This window comes from Trueperella bernardiae, from assembly GCF_030246965.1.
In the GTDB taxonomy this organism is placed as follows: Bacteria; Actinomycetota; Actinomycetes; order Actinomycetales; family Actinomycetaceae; genus Trueperella; species Trueperella bernardiae.
Genome location: NZ_CP127099.1, coordinates 1670152 through 1688457, shown reverse-complemented (window position 1 = coordinate 1688457; position 18306 = coordinate 1670152). Strand labels below are relative to the sequence as shown.

The window sequence follows — 18306 nt, the reverse complement described above, 5'->3', positions numbered from 1 at the left end:
GCCCGTGCGGCAACGCTTCATCAACCCGAATGTGGTCCCGGCGCAGCAGATTTCGTCGACGATCACGAAGCTGGCGGAGGCGGGTGCGCCGGCCGCGTTCTCGCCGGAGGCGCTCGCGGAGGCGGAGTCGGCCAGGCGGGAGTTCCCGGAGCTGCCCGACCGCACGGATCTTCCCTTTGTCACGATCGACCCCGAGGGCTCTCGAGACCTCGACCAGGCCATGTTCATCGACGGCGACGTCCTCTACTACGCGATCGCCGCCGTCAGCCTCTTCGTCCGGCCGGGTGGCGCCCTCGACGCCGAGACCCGCGAGCGCGCCACCACCATCTACCTACCCGACCGCTCGATCCCCCTCCACCCTGAGGTGCTCTCCACCGACGCCGCCTCCCTGCTGCCGGGCCAGGTCCGCCCGGCGTACGTGTGGCGTTTCGAGCTCGACGCTGGCCAAGTGGTCCGTACCGGCCTGGAGTTGGCGCGGGTGCGCTCCCGCGCCCAGCTCACCTATCAGCAGGTCCAGGCCGCCTACGACGGCGACGGCCAGCTCCCCGTTAACGTCCCGCCCACCCTGCCGGAGGACCTGGCGCGGGTGGGCCGCCAGCGTCAACGCCTGGAAGCGGAGCGGGGCGGCGTGTCGCTCAACCTGCCCGAGCAGTGGGTGGAGCACGGCGAGGACGGCTACCTGCTCAAGTTGCGCGAGGTTACGGGCGTGGAGGAGTGGAACTCCCAGATCTCGCTCATGACCGGCATGGAGGCCGCCAGGATCATGATCGCGGCGAATCTCGGGGTGCTGCGCACGCTTCCCGCTGCCCGCAGCTCCGACATGGAGCGCCTGCGCCAGGTGGCCCGCAGCCTCGGCCACGACTGGCCCAACACCCAGGACTACGCCGCGTTTGTCCGCGGGCTCGACCCAGCCCGCCCCGCCTCCCTTGCCTTCCTCTACGAGGCCGTGCACCTCTTTCGGGGCGCCGGCTACCTCGCCCTCCCCATCGCCGCCGGTAGGGCCGAGGGTTCCGCCGAGGCTGAGACTGCCGCTGGGCCCAAGGGTTCCGACGGCGCAATGGGTGACAGCGAGGCCGCCCGTGCCAACCAGCCCGAGCGCGCCGACGACGCCGTCCTCCGCCATCACGCCATCGCTGCACCCTACGCCCATGTGACCGCGCCGCTGCGCCGGCTGGTCGACCGCTTTGGGCTGGAGCTTTGCCGTTGCCTGCTCGCTGGTGACGTGGTCCCCACCTGGGTAACCGAGGCGCTGCCCGAGCTACCCTCCCTCATGGGCGCCGGCACGCGCCGGGCGAACGCGCTCCAGGGTCGTGCGCTCGACGCCCTCGAGGGGCTGACCCTGCGCGGGCGCGTGGGGGAGGAGTTCGCGGCCGTCGTCGTTGAAGAGAAGTCCAGCGACGGGGATCGCAAGCGCGGGTTGATCTCCATCGCGGAGCCCGCCATGGAGGCCGTGGCCACCGGCGATCACATGCCCGTGGGGGAGCGGGTGCGCGTGCGGCTCACGGGCCTGTCGGAGGACCTCAAGCCCAGCTTCGAACTCGTCTAGCCGCCCCGCAGCCGATAAGCCTGTGGCGCCCGCCGCCCGCGGGCACACCAAAGAGCCAGCCGTGAAGCTGGCTCTGAAAGGTGATGCGAGGCTAGTGCCTCAATCGTCGGTTGCCGGAGGAATCTCGTAGGAGTCGGGATCGTATTCGTCCCAGGAATCGTAGTCGTCCGGTTCGTCCTTCATCTCGGAGCGACCCGCGAGTTCCCTCTCAAGGGCCTCGTAGTCGGTCTCCGGGCTGAAGTACTTCAGGTTCCGTGCGACTTTGCGCTGTTTGGCTCTTTGACGGCCGCGCCCCATATTGGCTCGACCCCCCTCAACTCGTCTTGGAGCAGGCACCGCGTGCGGCTCCGATTTATCTCAATAATGGTTCGTGGCACATACTTTACCCCGAAGTGGGTAGGAATCTCTACGTGAAGTGACGTGTGTGCGGAGGTATACGCCCTCGATGGTACGGCGCCCGGCCGGCTCGGCTCGTTGCGAACTGCGCCACCAAAGGTGCAATAAATGGCGCAATAACGCCCTGACCTGCGGTTTAAGCTGTGAGTAAATGTGTTTTCGCTTGTGAGATGAGCGTTTACGGCAATAGGATGGGCAGAGGTTTTTGCGATCTGTCTGGGCTCCTTCGACTGCGGTGGAGAGGAGAGGGAGCGGACCTGAACATCGCTCACCACAACGTGGGTGGAACCCACAATTTGCGAGGAAAACAATGGATTATGACACTGACTTGATGACCCCGGCGGAGGTTGCGGCCCTGTTCCGGGTGGACCCGAAGACGGTGGCGCGCTGGGCAGACAGCGGCAAGTTGCCGTCGATCCGCACGCTCGGGGGCCACCGGCGCTTCCCGCGCAAGGAAGTCATGGAGAGGGCAAGCAGACCCGCGACCGAAGACAACTAGACAACCAAAAGTGTGGGGCGGCCCGAAAGCCGCCCCACACTCATATCTACGCTTGCATGCTGATTACTTGATGATCTTGCGGATGACGAACAGTGCGACCACGGCGAGCGTGGTGCCGATGATGGCCAGCGCCTTCTTGTCGCCAGCCTTCGCGTCATCCACCAACCCCATGGCCTGCTCCTTGCCCTGGCTGAGGCGCTCTTCGGCGTAGGCGCGGGCTTCTTCCTTGAGGTTGTCCGGGTGGAGCTTGCCGGCCAGTTCGTTGACGGTGGCGGTCAGCTCCTCGCGGACGCGCTGCATGTCCGCGTCCACCTCGTCAGCGGTGCGGGTGTCCTCGATGCCCTTGGGGGCTTCGTAGTCAACTGCCTTCTTCTGGCTCACGTTCGTCATTGGATTCCCTTCTTCACCGCTTCGATGTCCTTCTCCAGGCCGCCCTTCGGGTCCACGGTGTGCTTGTTCGCCGCCTTGAAGCGCGAGACGGCTATGAGCGCGAGGATGAGGATGATGAGGAGCAACCCGCCGGAGACCACCAGGAACGCCGCCCACAGCGGCATAACGGTGGACAGTCCGTAGCCTGCGGCCAGCAGCAGGGTGCCGAGCATGTAGAGGGCGAGCACACCGGCGACGGCGAGTAGCACGCCCCCGATGCCGAGCTTCTTTACCTTGGAGGTGGCTTGCAACTTGGTGTAGCGGATCTCGTCGCGTACCAACGCCGAGAACTGGGCGGTGATCTTTGCGACGAGTTCGCCAACCGATTGGCCGCTCGCGGCCTTGGGGCCCTTGCCCGCAAGCGTTTCGGGGCCTTGCGGCGTCAGTGGTACTTGTTCAGTCACGAGAACTCCTTTGCTTTCGATCTATTTTCGCACGGAACACCTGTGTTTCTCGACCGGTAATATGGATCTGCAACGCACCGCGGCCGGCTTTGGCATAATCGACGCAGTGAGTCTGCGGCCCCGCGCAATGCCCGCGCGCGGCCGCCTTGATCGAAGGAACGAATGATGCCTCAGCGTGCCACCCGCGACAAGCCGGCACACTCCGCACCCGCACACCCCGCACCGGCCCAGCGTGTAAAGCGCACGGTCTTCGTCGGGTCAGCGGCGATCATCTTGGCGATTGCGGCGTGGGCGTTTGTGGACACCGGTTCGGCGGCGGATGCGCTCGGGGCTGCCACGGGGTGGATCGGCCAGTGGTTTGGCTGGTTCTACATTCTCATGGCAACGGTGGTGGTCATTTTCGTGCTGGTGGTGGCGTTCTCTCGTTACGGCCACCTCCGCCTCGGCCCGTCCGACTCCCGCCCGGAGTTTTCCACGTTCGCCTGGGGCTCGATGCTGTTCGCGGCGGGCATCGGCACGGACATCATCTTTTTCTCGGTGGCCGAGCCGATTGCCCAGTACATGGCCCCGCCGCGCGTGGCCGCCCAGTCGCTGGAGGCGGCCGAGCAGGCGCCCGTGTGGACGATTTTCCACTACGGCCTGACCGGCTGGGGGATGTATGCACTGATGGGCATGATCTTGGGCTACTTCTCCTATCGCCACGGCCGCCGCCTGGCTGTCCGCTCGGCCCTTGAGCCGGTGTTCGGCCCGCGCGTGTACGGGGTGTTGGGTGACGTCGTCGACATCGCCGCGATCCTCGGCACGGTGTTCGGTGTGGCGACGACGCTCGGCATCGGCGTCGTGCAAATCAACGTGGGGCTGGAGATCATTTTCGGCGTTGGCAAGGGGTTGCCGGCGCAGGTGGCCCTCATCGTGGTGGCGGTGGTGATGGCGGGGATCTCGGCGGTGTCGGGCGTAGCGCGCGGGATCAAGATCTTGTCCCAGCTCAACGTGTTCCTCGCGATCCTTACCGTGGTCTGGGTGCTGGTCGGCGGGCGCACGTCCTTCCTCCTCAACGCGATCGTGATGAACGTAGGCGACGTGTTGGCGATGTTCCCGGGCATGACCCTGGACACGATGGCGTTCTCGGACGCCGACGCATGGAAGGCGGCGTGGACGCTGTTCTTCTGGGCCTGGTGGGTGGCGTGGGCGTCGTTTGTGGGCATGTTCCTAGCGCGCATCTCGCGCGGGCGGACGCTGCGCCAGTTCATCATCGGTTGCCTGACCGTCCCGTTCCTGTACGTGGCCGTGTGGATCTCGATTTTCGGCAACGCCGCGCTTGACCGCGTCATTCACGACGACGACCTCGCCTTCGCCCACGCCACCCTCGAGGTCCCCGAGTTCGGCTTCTACTCGCTCTTGGAGGGCATGCCGGCGGCCCGGGTGGTCATGATGATCGCCACGGTGGTGGCGTTCTTGTTCTACGTGACGTCGGCGGACTCGGGCTCGCTGGTCATGGCGAACCTTTCCAGCGACCTCCCCACCCCGCGCACGGACGCCCGCCCGTGGCTACGGATCTTTTGGGCGGCCACTACCGGCGTGCTCACGATCGGCATGCTGGTGGTTGGCGGCATCCCGGCCTTGCAGTCGGCCACGGTCATCATGGGTTTGCCGTTCGCGATTGTCATGGTGGTGGCGATGATGGGCTTTTATCGGACGATTCACGACGACGTCGACTGTGCCGGCCAGCCGTCACCGGAAAGCTATCCTGGCCCTGGGCAAGATGGGGCCGCGGAGAGGCGTGCCGAGGAATAAGAAAACGGGCTCGCCGCCCGGCGAGCCCGCTAACAGGTTGGCGTTCTAGTAGCCGACCACCTTGATGGTCTGCCGCAGGGCCTCGATCGAGGACGTCAGGCGGGCCGCCTCGGCGTCGTTGAGCGACAGCGGGAGCGCCCGCTCCACGCCCGCACTGCCCACGATCGACGGTACCGACAGTGCCACGTCGGACGCGCCGTCAATTCCGTGCAGGGGCGAGCTCACCGGGAGCACGGCCTTCTGGTTGCCGAGCACGGCCTCCACGATGCGCGCACCGGAGACGCCGATGGCGTAGTTCGTGGCACCCTTACCCTCGATGATCTTGTAGGCCGCGCTGCGGACCTCGTGCTCGATCTCGTCCAGCTGGGCCGGGGTGAAGGGTGCGCCTTCGGGGGTCATGATGTCGTGCAGTGGGATCTGGCCGACCGTGGCCGTGGACCACATCGCGAACTCCGAATCTCCGTGCTCGCCAATAATCATCGAGTGCACCGAGCGTGCCGACACGCCAAGCCGCTGACCGAGCAGCCAGCGCAGACGCGAGGAATCAAGCACCGTGCCCGAGCCGAACACGCGACCCGACGGCAGGCCCGTGATCTTCGTGGCCACGTAGGTCAGCACGTCCACCGGGTTCGTCACCAGGATGAACACCGCGTTCGGGGAGCGCTCCACCAGGCCCGGCAACATCGACTCCAGGATGGAGACGTTCTTCGCGGCCAGGTCCAGGCGCGTCTGCCCCGGGTTCTGCTTCGCGCCCGCGGTGATGACCACGACGTCGGAATCCGCCGTCACGTCCTGCGACGCGCCGCCGATAATCGAAGAGGACTGCATGAACTGGGTACCGTGGGCGAGGTCGAGGACCTCGGCTTCCACCTTGGCTTCATTAAGATCCTGGAGGGCGACGATCTTGGCCGAACCACGGATCATCGCAGCATACGCGAGGGCGGTTCCAACCGAACCAGCGCCAATGACAGACAATTTCGAGGTAGAAATGCTCATACCCCCAGTGTGTCAAGTGTGCCCGTCAGAGGGAAGAGAATTGAGATTATTAGGCTAATCTCACCAATCGATTTGCTTTACACTTCCACTCCAGCCAATTTGCCCATATTGCGGTGCAATACCTTTTCGTAGGAGCCGATGAATTCCTCGACGTTGCCGTTCAGCCACTGCTTGAAACGGAGAATGTTGGCATCGGGGGCGCTTTCATCAAAGACGCCCGATATTCCAAAAGTATTGTAGGTAGCGATATTGTGCTCGACTGCCCACTTAAACAACGCTGCTTCGACCGGATAGTCGCGCAAGACAGGGTGGTATTCCTTGTTCATTGCGCCCAACAACAAGAGCAATTCATCGCCAATAGCGTAGCCGAGTGCGGAATTAACCGGCACATCGCCGCTGTGACCAGCGAGTTGCTCGAACTGGGCGGCAAGTTCACGCTGGGTTTCCAATCCTGCTGTACGTGTGGCCAGGTCAGCCAGTTCGCGTAGCTGTGCTTTGGTTTCTTTCCGGGCGCTGACCTCGCGTTGACGGGCCTGAATCTCGGCAAGCTCTTGGTCAATATGGTCGCGGTGACGCTGTGGGGAATAGTAGGCAATACACAACACCGAATGATCTGAATCGAACTCTTCCATCAAATCCTTATAGAGGGTGATAGACGATCCAGACAATGCGCTCATATCATTGCGTTCAGCGGTAAGTTCATAGAGGGAGAGAAAGTCCCCGAATTGTTCTGGGCCAACGAAACGAACCTCGATCCCATAGCGGGCAGGAGCCCGAAAGCGCCGGCGCAACCCCTTAGCCAGGCTCGCTAAAGCCTCTTCAAAGTCTAAGTGTGCGATGTCCTTGGTGTAGATAAAACGAATCTGCACATCAGAACGTTGGTAAAACTCCTCAGTAATCCGCGTAAAACCGGCGCTCTTTAACACTTCATCGGCGGCCTTGGCATGCGGGTTTTCTTCCACTAGCTCAATATCGCGATAGAAAGCGCGGGCAATGAGTGGGTTAATTCGCAACGAGAGCACGCGCTTATCCCGCTTGACATAGGCTTCGAGCTGCGCGGCGAATTGACCTAATAGCTGCGGGTCGTCATTCGTGTCCAGGAGCGGGCCATAGGTCACATGGGCGCGGTAGAACACTCGCCGCCACGGTTGAAAATAGATAGCCGCAACACCACGGATTTGCCCGGTCGCAGTACGCAAAGCCACCGTCTCGATACGGCTATCTTTTGCTTGCCGGGAACGCACGTACTCCGGTGTTTGGGGAAGAAACACTCGGGGATGATGATCGGCTATGAAACGCTCGTAGGTGGAAAGTGAGACTTCCTCAAGTACTAGTGTCATGAGGCCGAGTCTAGTTGACCTCGTATGCCTTCGCTACAATCGTCACATGCCATTGAGATATAGCGACAGGCCCCGCCATCGCCGACTTCCATTTCGCCCAAGCACTGAGGGAGGGCTGCCTGCGGCGTCGGAAGAACGAACCGAGCAATCCGGGCGTGTTGAGTCTACCCAGGGTGCCGCTAGCCCCAACCTGGCGCGTAGCTCGGCGATTATGTTTGCCGGCACCCTCGTCTCGCGGGTGCTCGGCCTGGTGCGTTCGCCCATCCTGCTCGGAGCTGTAGTGGGCATCTCCGCGCCGGCGGCCAACGGTTTTGATATCGCCAACAAGCTGCCCAATCTCATTTACATGGTCGTCGTAGGCGGACTGGTCAACGCGGTTCTAGTGCCAGCTATCGTGCGGGCAACAAAGCGGTCAACCGATGGCGGGATAGCGTTCATCAATAAACTCCTGACGGTGGCAATCGTCACTTTGGGGATAGCGACCGCGCTTATCACTCTAAGTGCACCGCTGATCGTCAAGGGCTTTGCGGCGACAATGCAGGACGACTGGTACCGGCTAACGGTTGCCTTCGCCTACTGGTGCTTACCGCAGATTTTCTTCTATGGCATGTACACAGTGTTGGGGCAGATTCTCAACGCGCGGGAGAACTTCGGCCCATATATGTGGGCGCCGGCGCTAAACAATGTGGTGGCAATCGGTGGATTCCTGGTGGTGTTAGCTACTTTCGGTGCGGCGGTGCCAGCTGATGTGACCGATATTAGCCGGTGGTCTGCGGGCCGCGTTGCCATGATCGGCGGCTTTTCCACCCTAGGAATCGCGCTTCAAGCGCTGATATTAGTGGTGCCGCTACGCGCGCTCGGAATTCGTTTTCGTCCTGACTTCGCATGGCGCAATTCCGGCTTGGGTGAAGCCGGGCGGGCGTCGTGGTGGATGCTACTGATGATGGTGACCGGCATCGTGCCAACCCTGGTGCTGTCCAATGTGGCTGCCGGTGCCACTCAGCGCGCTGAAGACGCAGGTATCGCTCTTCAGTCCGTAGCCGGAAATGCTATCTACACGGCAGCCTATTCGGTCTATTCCATCCCTACTTCGCTCATCACTGTCTCCATCGCAACAGCGATATTCACCCGGCTAGCCAAAGCCGCTGCAGATGCCGACTTGCACTCCATTTCCGCCTATGCATCGCTGGCTATCCGGGCAATCTCTACGCTGACTTTCCTTAGCGCAGCTGGGCTTATCGTGTTATCTGTGCCAGTGATGCGCATTTTCTCCTTTACCGTCAGTGCTGAGGAAAGCGTGACGTTGGCGCGCGTCCTGACAGCCATGTGCATAGGTTTGGTATCGATCGGCATCGTTACTACATTGGATCGTGTCTACTACGCCTTTGGTGATACGCGCGGCGCCTTTTGGATAAATCTGCCATTCCAAGTATGTGGCATGATCGGCTATCTGCTGTGTGGCTGGCTTCCCCCGCAGTGGACAGTGATCGGAATCGGTTTGGTTATGAGCTTGACCAATACCGCCGCTGCCGTTGTCATGTTTACTTGCCTGGCGCGCCGTTACGGGGGACTTGAGAAAGATCGCGTGGTTGGCGCTATCGCGAAACTCGCAGTGATTACCCTCGTGACGATCGGTGTGGGCTTTGCCCTTTTGCTACTTTTTGGTCCCCTCTACGCGCCGATTACAGTTGCTGGGGCAGTATTGAGAATTGTTGTGGTCGGCCCGGTGATGGTGGGATGCTACGTTGGCGGAATGATGCTGGCGAAGATGCCTGAAATTGAGGCTTTTTCACGACTCATTGGCTCTGTGCGTGCGAAGTTGGCACGGTGAGGGAAGGCGCAGATGAACAAGAAAAGTAGGGCTGGCAGAGCAATTGTGCCCGTAATTGTTGGCTACGATGTAGGAGCCTACAGTTTTGCGCGCATCTTTCATGAAGCAGGCGGGTATAAGTCGGTTGTACTCACCACCGCTCCACGTGGCCCGATTAATGACTCGCGCATCCTTGATGTTCGCCTCTTTGAGCGCGGCACCTTTGACGATGACGAGCGTTTCCTGGCGGCCTTAGCGGATCTCGAATGCGAGTTTGTTGGGTGCACGCTTATTTTGCTCGTTAACGCTGATGAGCATGTCGAATTCGTGGCTCGCAATCGCGAACATTTTGGGGCCAATTGGTTCTTGCCCTACTCGCCGCTGGGCGCAGTGCAACGAGCAAATTCTAAGGGGGCAATGGCTGAACTATTGACCGATATGGGACTCAATGCCCCAAAACGAGTTGTGGTCGACCTCAGCGCTCAGCAGTGGCCAGAGCTGGACGAGGTGTGTTTTCCCGCTGTTGTCAAACCCGAAAGTGGAGCCGATTTGGCGCAGAACTGGGGTCGGGGGTTACGCAAGGTCGAACTATGGAAAACTCGGAGTGAAGCGCTAAAGGCTTGCGAAATACTTCGCACCAATGGGGTGGAAGTGCGGGTGATTATCCAGGAGTTTATCCCCGGCGATGACACGACGCAATGGCTGGTCAACGGCTATGTCAATCGCCAAGGGCAGGTCACCGCATGCGGCAGCGGGCGCCTAATCCTAGGGCTACACCAGCCAGAATATATCGGCAATGCGGGAATCGTTTTGACAGAGCATCATCCTAAGCTGATCGAGCAAGCCACGCGAATCGTGACAGCGGTGGGAATTCGCGGATACTTCTCCATGGATGTCAAGATTGACCCGCGTAACGGCAAGACGTATTGGCTTGATCTCAATCCCCGGATCGGGCGCGGCCATTACTATATGAAGCTTGCCGGTGTGGACCTCGCCGCAGCGCTATTGGCCGATCTAAGCAATGATTTGACAGCGGAGGAAGAGCCCCGAGAGGGCCGATCTGGAAATGGAGCGCGATCTGGAGAAGGTGCGGCCTATTCAGTGCCGGCGCGATCAAAGGCCTATCAAACCAATAGCGAGCTGGGACTGTTTTGCTTGGTGCCTTCATATCTTGCCAATTCTTGTTATGTAACCGATCCACAGCTGCTCAAGCGTGTCCGGCAGGTCAAAAGGCAACGTCGTGCGGTCAACCCGTTGCTATATCGCGCTGATCGTAGTCTGGGGCGTTATGTTTATGTGCTTGGCAATTCGATCAATCACTACCGGCGGATGCGTGCTTATTATCGACAACCTGACCCATACCGACTATAAAAACATCATAAGAGCGGTGTCTGGCTCCTAGTGGCGATTGGCAGGGTTCTCAAACTATCAGTGCGGGCCCCGGAGATTCCGGGGCCCGCACTGATAGGCCGGCGTGCCGGTGGGTGGCAGCCTAGGCTACCACCCACCGTGTCTAGCTAATGGCGATCATCGCCTGCCAGCCATGTCCGACCTGGCGGGCAGCGCCCCACCAGCCATTGGCCTGGTTCTTGTAGGCGAACATGGCACCATCCTCGCGGATACCGACCAGGTCAAGCCTGCCGTCCCCATCCACATCACCGGGGATGGTGGCCTGGACGAAGGAATCCCAGCCGTGACCGATCTTGCCCGCACCATACACACCACCGTCGGCAGCCCCAGCGTAGGCATACATCGAACCATCAGCCGCAATCGCCACCAGATCGCTGTAGGAGCTACCCACGAACTGGCCCGGAGCCAGAATCGAGGTCATATTCGACCAGCCGTGACCAATCTTGGTCCCACCAAACAGGCCGTTCACTCCCACCTGGTACCGGTACAGATCACCGGTTGCCACATGACGCGCCACCACATAATCCGCACTCGAGGAGCCCAGCTTGCCTGCGAAGACGACATTATCCATGCCATCCCAGCCATGGCCAGCCTGCATACCCTTGCTCAGGAACCCATCGCCCTCGGAGTGGAAGTAGTACAGGTCCCCGTTGTCATAGCGGACAAGGAGGTCAGCGCGGGCGTCGCCGTCGAGATCCCGGATAACCGTCAGCGCCGTGATCGGCTGCTCAGCACACCCCACAATACCCTTATGGTAGAAGCCACCCTTACCATTATTAGCGTAGAAGTGAATCGCGCCGGACTCGTCAACCGACCACAGGTCAGCCAGCTTATCGCCAGTCGCATCACCCAACACGCCCGTCGCACGCGACGGGGCGGCCGGACGATCCATCACATCACACTGAACCGGCCCAGGGCCCGGCTCGGGGTCAGGCCCCGGCTCGGGGTCAGGCCCCGGCTCCGGCTCAACAACCTTCGGCGACACCGTGATCGTGAAGGTCTTGGAGGACGTGCGCGGGATGCCCGTGCCGTCGTCGGCCTCCGTGACAGTCACCGTCACCTCGAAGGCCTCTTGCGCGGCATTATCCACCGCCGGCGTGCCCGAAATGACGCCGGTCGCGGCATCGATCTCCAGGCCCGCGGGCAGACCTTCGGCCGTGAACGTGTCGGCCAGCGCCGGGTCATTACCGGTGGTCTTCAGCTGGATCGGCGCGATCTGCGTGCCATCTGTCGCCTTCACGTTGCGCACCTGGTTCAGCTCCAGCTCGAACGGTAGCTTCTTCGTCAGGTACTTCAGGGTGAAGTTCACGTAGCCGATCTTGTTGAACACATCCGGCTCCATGAGCAGGCCGATCGCGCCGTCGGGCTGCACCGCCATCGTGGTGTAGCCTGTTCCGCCCTGGCGCACCTGGCGGGAAATCGGCCAGGTGGTGCCGTCGTCATAGCTCATCTTGACCGTGCCGTTCGTGCGCCCAGACTCCGTGTTCGAGAACAACAGCACCTTCGAGCGCAGCGTGCCCTTCTCGGCCGTCGGGAACGCGCGGATGATCTGGGCGTTGTTCGTGGCGTCCACGAGGTTCTTGTCCACGTGGATGTCCTGCCAGGTCACGCCGCCGTCGTCGGAGGTTGCGACGATACGGTAGCCCGACGCTGTCCCACCCGACACGCGCGAGTTCAGCATGAGCCGGCCGTCGGACAGCTCGACAATCTTGTTCTCGTCGTACTGCCAGCGGCCGTTCGTCGGCGCGCCCTCCGTGGCCGAGGCGAACTCGCCACCGTGCCAGGTCTTGCCGTGGTCGTCCGAGTAGATCGTGATCGCCTGGAACGTTGATCCCTTGACACGGCACGCGGCCTGCTGCAGCAGGCGGCCCTTGTACGGTTCGTGCATCTTCTGGATGCCCGCGCCCGACGTCGCGAAACAGCCGTCCAGCTGCGCCGCGCGCGCCCCGAGCACCTCGTTCGTGATGATGCGCGAGGACCACGTGTAGCCGTTATCGGTGGAAGACGTGAGCGCGAAGTTCATCGTCTTGCGGTAGGTTTCATCCACATTGCCGTTCTCGTCCACGCGGTAGCCCGGGCCGTTCGGCAGACCCGCGTCCAGCGAGCCGACGTGGAAGTTGAAGATCTCGCCCGTCGTGTAGTCAACCACGTACGACGGGTCCGACCAGCCATAACGCTCACCCGCCGGCGCAACCTTGCCCTCGGCGATGACCGTCATCGGGCCCCAGGTCTTGCCGCCGTCGGTGGAGCGGCGCTGCACGATCGAGTTCTCATTCGGCGAATCGCCGCCGTTCCACGCGCCGTTGGTGGGGCGCAGGTCGTAGGAAGCGAGAATGTCGCCGTTGGAGGCCACTGCGATCGCGGGGATGCGGATGTTGTAAGCCGACGTGTTCGACTCCAGGATCTGCAGGTCGGTCAGATTCGCCTCCAGTCGCGGATCCGCGTTTGGCGGGGTGAACGCCGTCGCGGCCGGGCGGATGGTGGGGGTCGGCGTCGTCGCGCGCGCGGTCTCGACGCTCGTCCGGTCACCTTGGGTCGCGTTCACGACGACGTCGGCCTGCGCCTCCCCACGCTCCAGGTCATCGTCGGTGACGGCGTACGGCAACTCGCAGCTGTGGCTCTGGCCGGGGGCGATGGTGGCCTGGCAGTCGCCAGCCGAAATCGAGATGTCGGCGTCGGTGGGATTTTCCACGGTCAGCGTGGCGGTCAGCTCGTCGCCCACCTGGTAGTTGCCCTTGCCCGTGCCGGCCGTGAACTCGAAGGAGGTCACCTCCGCAAGCTTCGCCACGACCTCCGTGGGCTCACCCGTAAACGGGGCGAACGGCGTCGTGGCACCCGAGTAGCCCGTGTTCTCGTAGTACTGGAACGTGATCGACGGGGTAAACGAGCCGCGCTCGACGTCCTCGGCCGTCACCGTGTACGTGGGGAACGGACAGGCCTTAGTGGCGCCCGCCTCGAAGGTGTTCCACTTACAGCCCGACCAGTTATCAAGGTTGGAGTCGGTGGCCTCGAAGGAGCGGGTCTTGCCCGTGTCATTCGTGACGTTGATGGTGTAGCGGATCACGTCGCCCACCTGGAACGGGGCGCCATCCGGGTTCGGGTTCGTCACCGCGAACGTGGCCTTCAGCGTGGGGACCTGCGGCTCGGGCTCGGGCTCGAGGCCGTCGATCTCGGCGCGGACCTCGTCCGCCGTGAGTGCGCGGTTATAAATCTTCAGCTCATCCACGACGCCGGTGAAGCCCTCGCCGCCCAGGATATCGAGCGGGGCCGCCACCGGGTTGGTGATTCCCCAGGACTTCAGCTCAAGAAGGCTGCCGTTGACGTAGAAGGCGATGCCCTTCGTGGAGGAATTCGTGGCGGTGATGTGCGTCCACGTGTTGTTGGCGAGGGTGTAATTGTAGGTCAGCACCCCGCCCGCCCCCGGCAGCACGTGGAAGCCGATCTTGTCCTCCCGATTCTCGGCGAGGCGCTGGGAAACCGCGCGGACGCCGTCAGCGGACTGGATGATCGACGCACGACCTGTGGCCGTGGGCGCCTTCACCCAAAAGCCGATTGACCAGTCGTGGGGGAGGTTGAGCTCCGGGTAGGTGATCTTGGCGCCGTCCTTGATTTCTACCGCCTTGCCGACCTTGCCCTCGACGAGCGGCAGGTCGCCCGTGGGGGTGCCATCGCGGCTACCCCACTGATCCTTCGTGGCGGATTCATCGAAGGAATAATAGGAGATGTGAGTATCGGCGGGGGCGCCCGAGTCGGCGACCGCCACCGGTGTTAGTGGGGCGAGGGGCGTCAGAGCGAGCGCCCCGATGGCTGTGGCGGCGAGTGTCCATTTCCTCCGCCAGGCTCCGGCTTTCTTCATTCGATTGTCCTTTCGCGTCATTGCGATGGTGTGGCCGCATCGGTGCGGGCACGACGGAGGTCAGTTGTCTGACAACCGTACCGTCAACCTTAGGTGAGGTCGGCGCCGGGCGCAATGGATTTGACGCGATGGAGTGGTCAAAAAGGCCGGCTTTGAGGCCGGGCTGCCGGGGGCGCCGGCGGAAGTCGTGAATCTGGGGTGGGGCAGGACGGTATGCGAATCGGTAGCCGGTATTTTCACGAGTTGTTTTGGCCGGATCTCCGGTCAGACCTCCGGGGTTCGGTTTTGTGGTGCAGGGTTGGGTCTATGCCGGGTTGGGTCTATGCCGGGCCGGGTCTGCGCGGACTGGGCCTGTGCCAGGCCAGGCAAAGAAAAAGACCCCCGCGGGGGTCTTGGTGGTGGCTCCGACCGGCGTCGATCCGGTGACCTTTCGATTTTCAGTCGAACGCTCTACCAACTGAGCTACAGAGCCTTAAGAAAAAGCCCGGATTGCCGGGCGTTTCCTTGCGACCCTGACGGGACTTGAACCCGCGACCTCCGCCGTGACAGGGCGGCGCGCTAACCAACTGCGCTACAGGGCCAGATGTGGAATTTCTTCCTGCTTCTGGTGAAGCCGTACCCCCAACGGGATTCGAACCCGTGCTACCGGCGTGAAAGGCCAGCGTCCTAGGCCACTAGACGATAGGGGCTCGTTCCGTCTTACCGGGGAACGTCGACAAGCTTATGCGGATTTCGCGATCTTGCCAAATTGGTCGGACGTGTTATGCGCCACTCTACCATAGGTGTGTGCCGCGGCGAGGTTTTTGCGCTGTCAGCCGGGCCCTCGTGGAGGTGAGGCGGACGCGAGGGGAGGGGCGGGGGTACCGGGGCCGGGCGCGCGGGAGGGGCGCCGTGAGTTGTCAGCGAAACGCGGTGAGTGTTTGTCGGAGGGGTGGTTTAGCCTTGAGGCATGGATATGTTTGGTGCGCTGCCAGTGTTTGTGGAGGCCAACGGTGAGGATACCGTGGAGGCCGCCGTTGAGGTGACTTTTGACGTGGTCAAGATGATCCTGACGATCGGTGCGGGCATGCTCGTGGGAATTGTCGCGGGGCTGCTGCTGATCGCGGGGTTGCGGATCCTCACGCGACGTAGCGTGCATATGGACAGGGTGTACCGCGCGGTCAGTCGGCGGCTGGAGGTGCTGCTCGCGCTGGTGGGCGCGTGGCTGGGCTTCCATTATCGGCTGACGGTCATGCCGGCAACGCCGCCGGATTGGCTGAATTGGGTGGGGCACGGCTTCGTGTTGGCGATTATTGGCGCGGTGACATGGGTGTTGTCGGGCCTGGTGGATGGGGTCACGCGGGCGATTAATGACCGGATGGCGGAGACCTCGGAGGGGCGCGCGGCGCGGGTGAAAACCCAGACCCAGATTCTGCGACGCGTGATCAAGGCCAGTGTGTGGATCCTGGGCGTGGCGGTGGCGCTGCTGACGTTCCCGGGGGCGCGGGCGGCGGGGGCGTCGATTTTCGCGTCGGCGGGAATTATCTCCGTGGTAGCCGGCCTCGCGGCGCAGACCACGCTCGGGAATGTGTTCGCCGGGCTGCAGCTGGCGTTTACCGATTCGATCCGGGTGGATGACGTGGTGCTGTACGAGGGCAACTATACGAAGGTGGAGGAGATCACGCTCACCTACGTGGTGCTGGCGGTGTGGGACGGGCGGCGGATCATTGTGCCGTCCACGATCATGACCACGAAGTCGTTCGAGAACTGGACGCGCCGGGCGCCGGACATGATGGGGGATGTGATCATCACGGTCGATTGGGCCGTGCCGATCGACGCCGCCCGCATGCGTTTCGAGCAGATCTTGCGTAACACCGACCTGTGGGACGGGCGCACGGGCGTGCTGCTGGTGGCTGATGCGGCGTCGATGGATCGGATCAACTTGCGTTGCCTGGTGTCGGCGAAGAACTCGCCCACGCTCACCGACCTGCGCAACCACGTGCGCGAGGAAATGGTGCGCTGGATCCAGGAGGAGGCGCCGCAGTCGATCCCGCACGAACGCTACTACTCGGGTCAGATGGGCGACATGGCTGCGCGGAATGAGGAGACGCTCGCACTGGTGCAGGAACGCGGCGAGGGGCAGCCGCCGGCGTTCGAGCCGGAGGGCGGGAGCGTGGACGACACGCAGGAGACCGAGGTCATCTCGACGAAGGACGTGGCGAAGTTCTTGCGCGTGCCGCTCGCGGAGCGGGAGGCTGAGCTGGCCGCGGGGAAGGGCGCTGGGGGCGGCGCAGACGGTGGTGCCGAGGGCGGGGAGCCCACGGTCGAAACGCCCACCACGGCCGCGAAGTCGGCGATTTTTACCGGGTCGACGGAGGCGGAGGAACGGGCGAAGGAGTTCGCGGGTCCGGGCGAGAAGGTCTACGAAGAGCGTAAGCTAAGCGCCGAAACTCAAAAACTCCCTGTCACGGATACGGAAACGAAGGAGAATATATGACCTTCCGAGTGAACAAGACCGACGACGAGTGGCGTGACATCCTCACTCCCATGGAATTCAACGTGCTCCGTCTCGCGGGCACCGAGCGCCCCGGCACGGGCGAGCTCCTCAACGAGGACCGGCATGGCATGTACCACTGCCGCGCGTGCGATGCCGAACTGTTCCGCTCCACCACGAAGTTCGACTCCCACTGTGGGTGGCCATCGTTCTACGACCCGAATGAGAAGGGCGCGGTGATCTACGTGGAGGACCGCTCGCACGGGATGGTCCGCACAGAGGTCCAGTGCGCCAGCTGCGGATCGCACCTCGGCCACGTGTTCCCCGATGCGCCGCACACCCCCACGGGCCAGCGTTACTGCATGAACTCGGTGGCGCTCCGCTTTGAACCGGACGCCTAACGTGCGAGTCCTCACCTTCAACATCGAATATGCGACGCCCGTGCCGGCCGGCCAGCCCACGGCGTCGGTGGAGGTGGGGAAGCGCGCCGGACGGGAATCGGCGCGAGTGCTGGCCGATGAGGTCGCGCGCATGGGCGCTGACGTGGTGGGCCTGCAGGAGGTCGACCGCGGGAAGTGGCGCTCGGGTGGCGTAGACCAGCTGGCCTTGGTGGCGGAGGCAGCCGGGTTGCGGGCGCTGTTCGCGCCAACACGCCGCCGGTATGGCATGGGACTACTCACGCGGTGGCCATTGGTTCGCGCGCGGGTGCTCCGCCTGCCCGGGCGGCACACGCCTCTCGTCCGCGGGGAGGATCCGGCCCGGTGGCGGGATATCGGGCGCGGCATGGTGGATCTGGTCGGTGGCCTATCGGCCGCCCGCGCCTCCCTGCGCGGGCGGCAAACCTCCTGGCGTGTGAAATGGCCCGACCGCCGGGCCTGCCTGTATGCGCTCATCGACACCCCGGAGGGTCGGGTGGTGGTGGGCGTAGCCCATTTGTCAACGGTTCGCTCCACCGCCCGCGAGCAACTCCAGGTAGCCCTGCGTGGATTCGACCACTTCGCGCCCGGCATGCCGGCCCTCCTCATCGGCGACCTCAACCTGCGCATCAACCACGTGGAGCAGGAGCTCGCCCGCTTCGCGGCAGCCACGCCCACCGCGCCCGGCCAGCCAGTCTTCGAGATCCTCCACCGCGGCAACGGCACGCCCAGCTGGGCGCCCCGCATCCAGATCGACCACGTGCTCGGCCGCGGACTCCACGCCCATCAAGACCGCACGGTGTGCCTGCCGGTCTCGGACCACGCGGCCGTCGTCGTGGACGTGACAGCCCGGGCGTCGTCGTCAAGGCCCTGCCCCGAAACCGCGGGCGTCCTCGACGTGGACGGCCCCGAAACCCGCCGGCCCACCGAGTAGGCT

Annotated in this window: 14 protein-coding genes and 3 tRNA genes; 8 read left to right on the top strand and 9 right to left on the bottom strand. The window is 63.0% G+C overall.

What is annotated here, in order from left to right:
- Positions 1–4: 4 nt before the first annotated feature.
- Entirely contained in the window at positions 5–1546 is a 1542-nt protein-coding gene (locus QPC17_RS07770; RefSeq protein ID WP_101923536.1) for an RNB domain-containing ribonuclease, read from the top strand.
- A gap of 99 nt (positions 1547–1645) precedes the next feature.
- Here QPC17_RS07770 and QPC17_RS07765 read toward each other — a convergent pair whose 3' ends face one another.
- Positions 1646–1843: a DUF3073 domain-containing protein gene (locus QPC17_RS07765; RefSeq protein WP_062614042.1), complete on the bottom strand. Its 198-nt coding sequence runs from the start codon at positions 1841–1843 to the stop codon at positions 1646–1648.
- 409 nt (positions 1844–2252) lie between these two features.
- On the opposite strand from QPC17_RS07765, the gene QPC17_RS07760 reads away from it, so the two are divergent.
- Positions 2253–2441: a BldC family transcriptional regulator gene (locus tag QPC17_RS07760; RefSeq protein WP_062614041.1), complete on the top strand. Its 189-nt coding sequence runs from the start codon at positions 2253–2255 to the stop codon at positions 2439–2441.
- A 63-nt stretch (positions 2442–2504) separates the two neighbouring features.
- Here the strand turns inward: QPC17_RS07760 and QPC17_RS07755 are convergent, their stop codons facing one another.
- Together QPC17_RS07755 and QPC17_RS07750 are read right to left on the bottom strand one after the other, a co-directional pair.
- Positions 2505–2831 (bottom strand): DUF3618 domain-containing protein, encoded by a 327-nt coding sequence (locus QPC17_RS07755; protein ID WP_062614040.1) that lies wholly within the window; start codon positions 2829–2831, stop codon positions 2505–2507.
- Positions 2828–3274: a phage holin family protein gene (locus QPC17_RS07750; protein WP_062614039.1), complete on the bottom strand. Its 447-nt coding sequence runs from the start codon at positions 3272–3274 to the stop codon at positions 2828–2830. Before QPC17_RS07750 ends, QPC17_RS07755 begins: the two co-directional genes overlap by 4 nt.
- A gap of 162 nt (positions 3275–3436) precedes the next feature.
- Here QPC17_RS07750 and QPC17_RS07745 point away from each other — a divergent pair, with 162 nt between their 5' ends.
- A complete protein-coding gene (locus tag QPC17_RS07745; protein WP_285347195.1) occupies positions 3437–5068 on the top strand; it encodes a BCCT family transporter in 1632 nt (543 codons plus the stop codon).
- Positions 5069–5113: 45 nt separating this feature from the next.
- Here the strand turns inward: QPC17_RS07745 and QPC17_RS07740 are convergent, their stop codons facing one another.
- Positions 5114–6064 carry an L-lactate dehydrogenase gene (locus QPC17_RS07740; RefSeq protein WP_068538578.1) on the bottom strand — a complete coding sequence of 317 codons (951 nt, stop codon included), beginning with the start codon at positions 6062–6064 and terminating at the stop codon, positions 5114–5116.
- 77 nt (positions 6065–6141) lie between these two features.
- Positions 6142–7404: a lipid II:glycine glycyltransferase FemX gene (locus QPC17_RS07735; protein WP_068538579.1), complete on the bottom strand. Its 1263-nt coding sequence runs from the start codon at positions 7402–7404 to the stop codon at positions 6142–6144.
- 280 nt (positions 7405–7684) lie between these two features.
- Here QPC17_RS07735 and murJ point away from each other — a divergent pair, with 280 nt between their 5' ends.
- Together murJ and QPC17_RS07725 are read left to right on the top strand one after the other, a co-directional pair.
- Positions 7685–9235, top strand: coding sequence for a murein biosynthesis integral membrane protein MurJ (murJ, locus tag QPC17_RS07730; protein WP_285347194.1), 1551 nt, complete (start codon positions 7685–7687; stop codon positions 9233–9235).
- Positions 9236–9247: 12 nt separating this feature from the next.
- Positions 9248–10585 (top strand): carboxylate--amine ligase, encoded by a 1338-nt coding sequence (locus QPC17_RS07725; protein ID WP_083281095.1) that lies wholly within the window; start codon positions 9248–9250, stop codon positions 10583–10585.
- A 142-nt stretch (positions 10586–10727) separates the two neighbouring features.
- On the opposite strand, the gene QPC17_RS07720 is transcribed toward QPC17_RS07725, so the two are convergent.
- From QPC17_RS07720 to QPC17_RS07705, 4 genes are all read right to left on the bottom strand, one after another.
- A complete protein-coding gene (locus QPC17_RS07720; RefSeq protein WP_285347193.1) occupies positions 10728–14480 on the bottom strand; it encodes an exo-alpha-sialidase in 3753 nt (1250 codons plus the stop codon).
- A gap of 396 nt (positions 14481–14876) precedes the next feature.
- A tRNA-Phe gene (locus QPC17_RS07715) sits at positions 14877–14952 on the bottom strand.
- 35 nt (positions 14953–14987) lie between these two features.
- Positions 14988–15061 (bottom strand) — tRNA-Asp (locus QPC17_RS07710).
- Positions 15062–15096: 35 nt separating this feature from the next.
- Positions 15097–15169 (bottom strand) — tRNA-Glu (locus tag QPC17_RS07705).
- A gap of 260 nt (positions 15170–15429) precedes the next feature.
- Here QPC17_RS07705 and QPC17_RS07700 point away from each other — a divergent pair.
- Genes QPC17_RS07700 through QPC17_RS07690 form a run of 3 tightly spaced genes read left to right on the top strand, consistent with a single transcriptional unit; the run spans position 15430 to position 18303 of the window.
- Complete coding sequence (locus tag QPC17_RS07700) at positions 15430–16956, top strand: mechanosensitive ion channel family protein (RefSeq protein ID WP_276787517.1); 1527 nt, start codon at positions 15430–15432, stop codon at positions 16954–16956.
- Complete coding sequence (gene msrB / locus QPC17_RS07695) at positions 16953–17354, top strand: peptide-methionine (R)-S-oxide reductase MsrB (protein WP_101923540.1); 402 nt, start codon at positions 16953–16955, stop codon at positions 17352–17354. Before QPC17_RS07700 ends, msrB begins: the two co-directional genes overlap by 4 nt.
- Positions 17338–18303, top strand: a complete 966-nt coding sequence (locus tag QPC17_RS07690; RefSeq protein WP_285347192.1) for an endonuclease/exonuclease/phosphatase family protein — start codon at positions 17338–17340, stop codon at positions 18301–18303. The genes msrB and QPC17_RS07690 overlap by 17 nt, the downstream gene beginning before the upstream one ends.
- The last annotated feature ends 3 nt before the right edge of the window (positions 18304–18306 follow it).

Excerpts from the sequence above, each read along its gene's own strand:
- QPC17_RS07760 (WP_062614041.1), top strand. The coding sequence starts at position 2,253 with ATGGATTATGACACTGACTTGATGACCCCGGCGGAGGTTGCGGCCCTG.
- QPC17_RS07700 (WP_276787517.1), top strand. The coding sequence starts at position 15,430 with ATGGATATGTTTGGTGCGCTGCCAGTGTTTGTGGAGGCCAACGGTGAG.
- QPC17_RS07755 (WP_062614040.1), bottom strand. The coding sequence starts at position 2,831 with ATGACGAACGTGAGCCAGAAGAAGGCAGTTGACTACGAAGCCCCCAAG.
- QPC17_RS07745 (WP_285347195.1), top strand. The coding sequence starts at position 3,437 with ATGATGCCTCAGCGTGCCACCCGCGACAAGCCGGCACACTCCGCACCC.
- QPC17_RS07765 (WP_062614042.1), bottom strand. The coding sequence starts at position 1,843 with ATGGGGCGCGGCCGTCAAAGAGCCAAACAGCGCAAAGTCGCACGGAAC.
- QPC17_RS07725 (WP_083281095.1), top strand. The coding sequence starts at position 9,248 with ATGAACAAGAAAAGTAGGGCTGGCAGAGCAATTGTGCCCGTAATTGTT.
- QPC17_RS07720 (WP_285347193.1), bottom strand. The coding sequence starts at position 14,480 with ATGAAGAAAGCCGGAGCCTGGCGGAGGAAATGGACACTCGCCGCCACA.
- QPC17_RS07740 (WP_068538578.1), bottom strand. The coding sequence starts at position 6,064 with ATGAGCATTTCTACCTCGAAATTGTCTGTCATTGGCGCTGGTTCGGTT.
- msrB (WP_101923540.1), top strand. The coding sequence starts at position 16,953 with ATGACCTTCCGAGTGAACAAGACCGACGACGAGTGGCGTGACATCCTC.
- QPC17_RS07735 (WP_068538579.1), bottom strand. The coding sequence starts at position 7,404 with ATGACACTAGTACTTGAGGAAGTCTCACTTTCCACCTACGAGCGTTTC.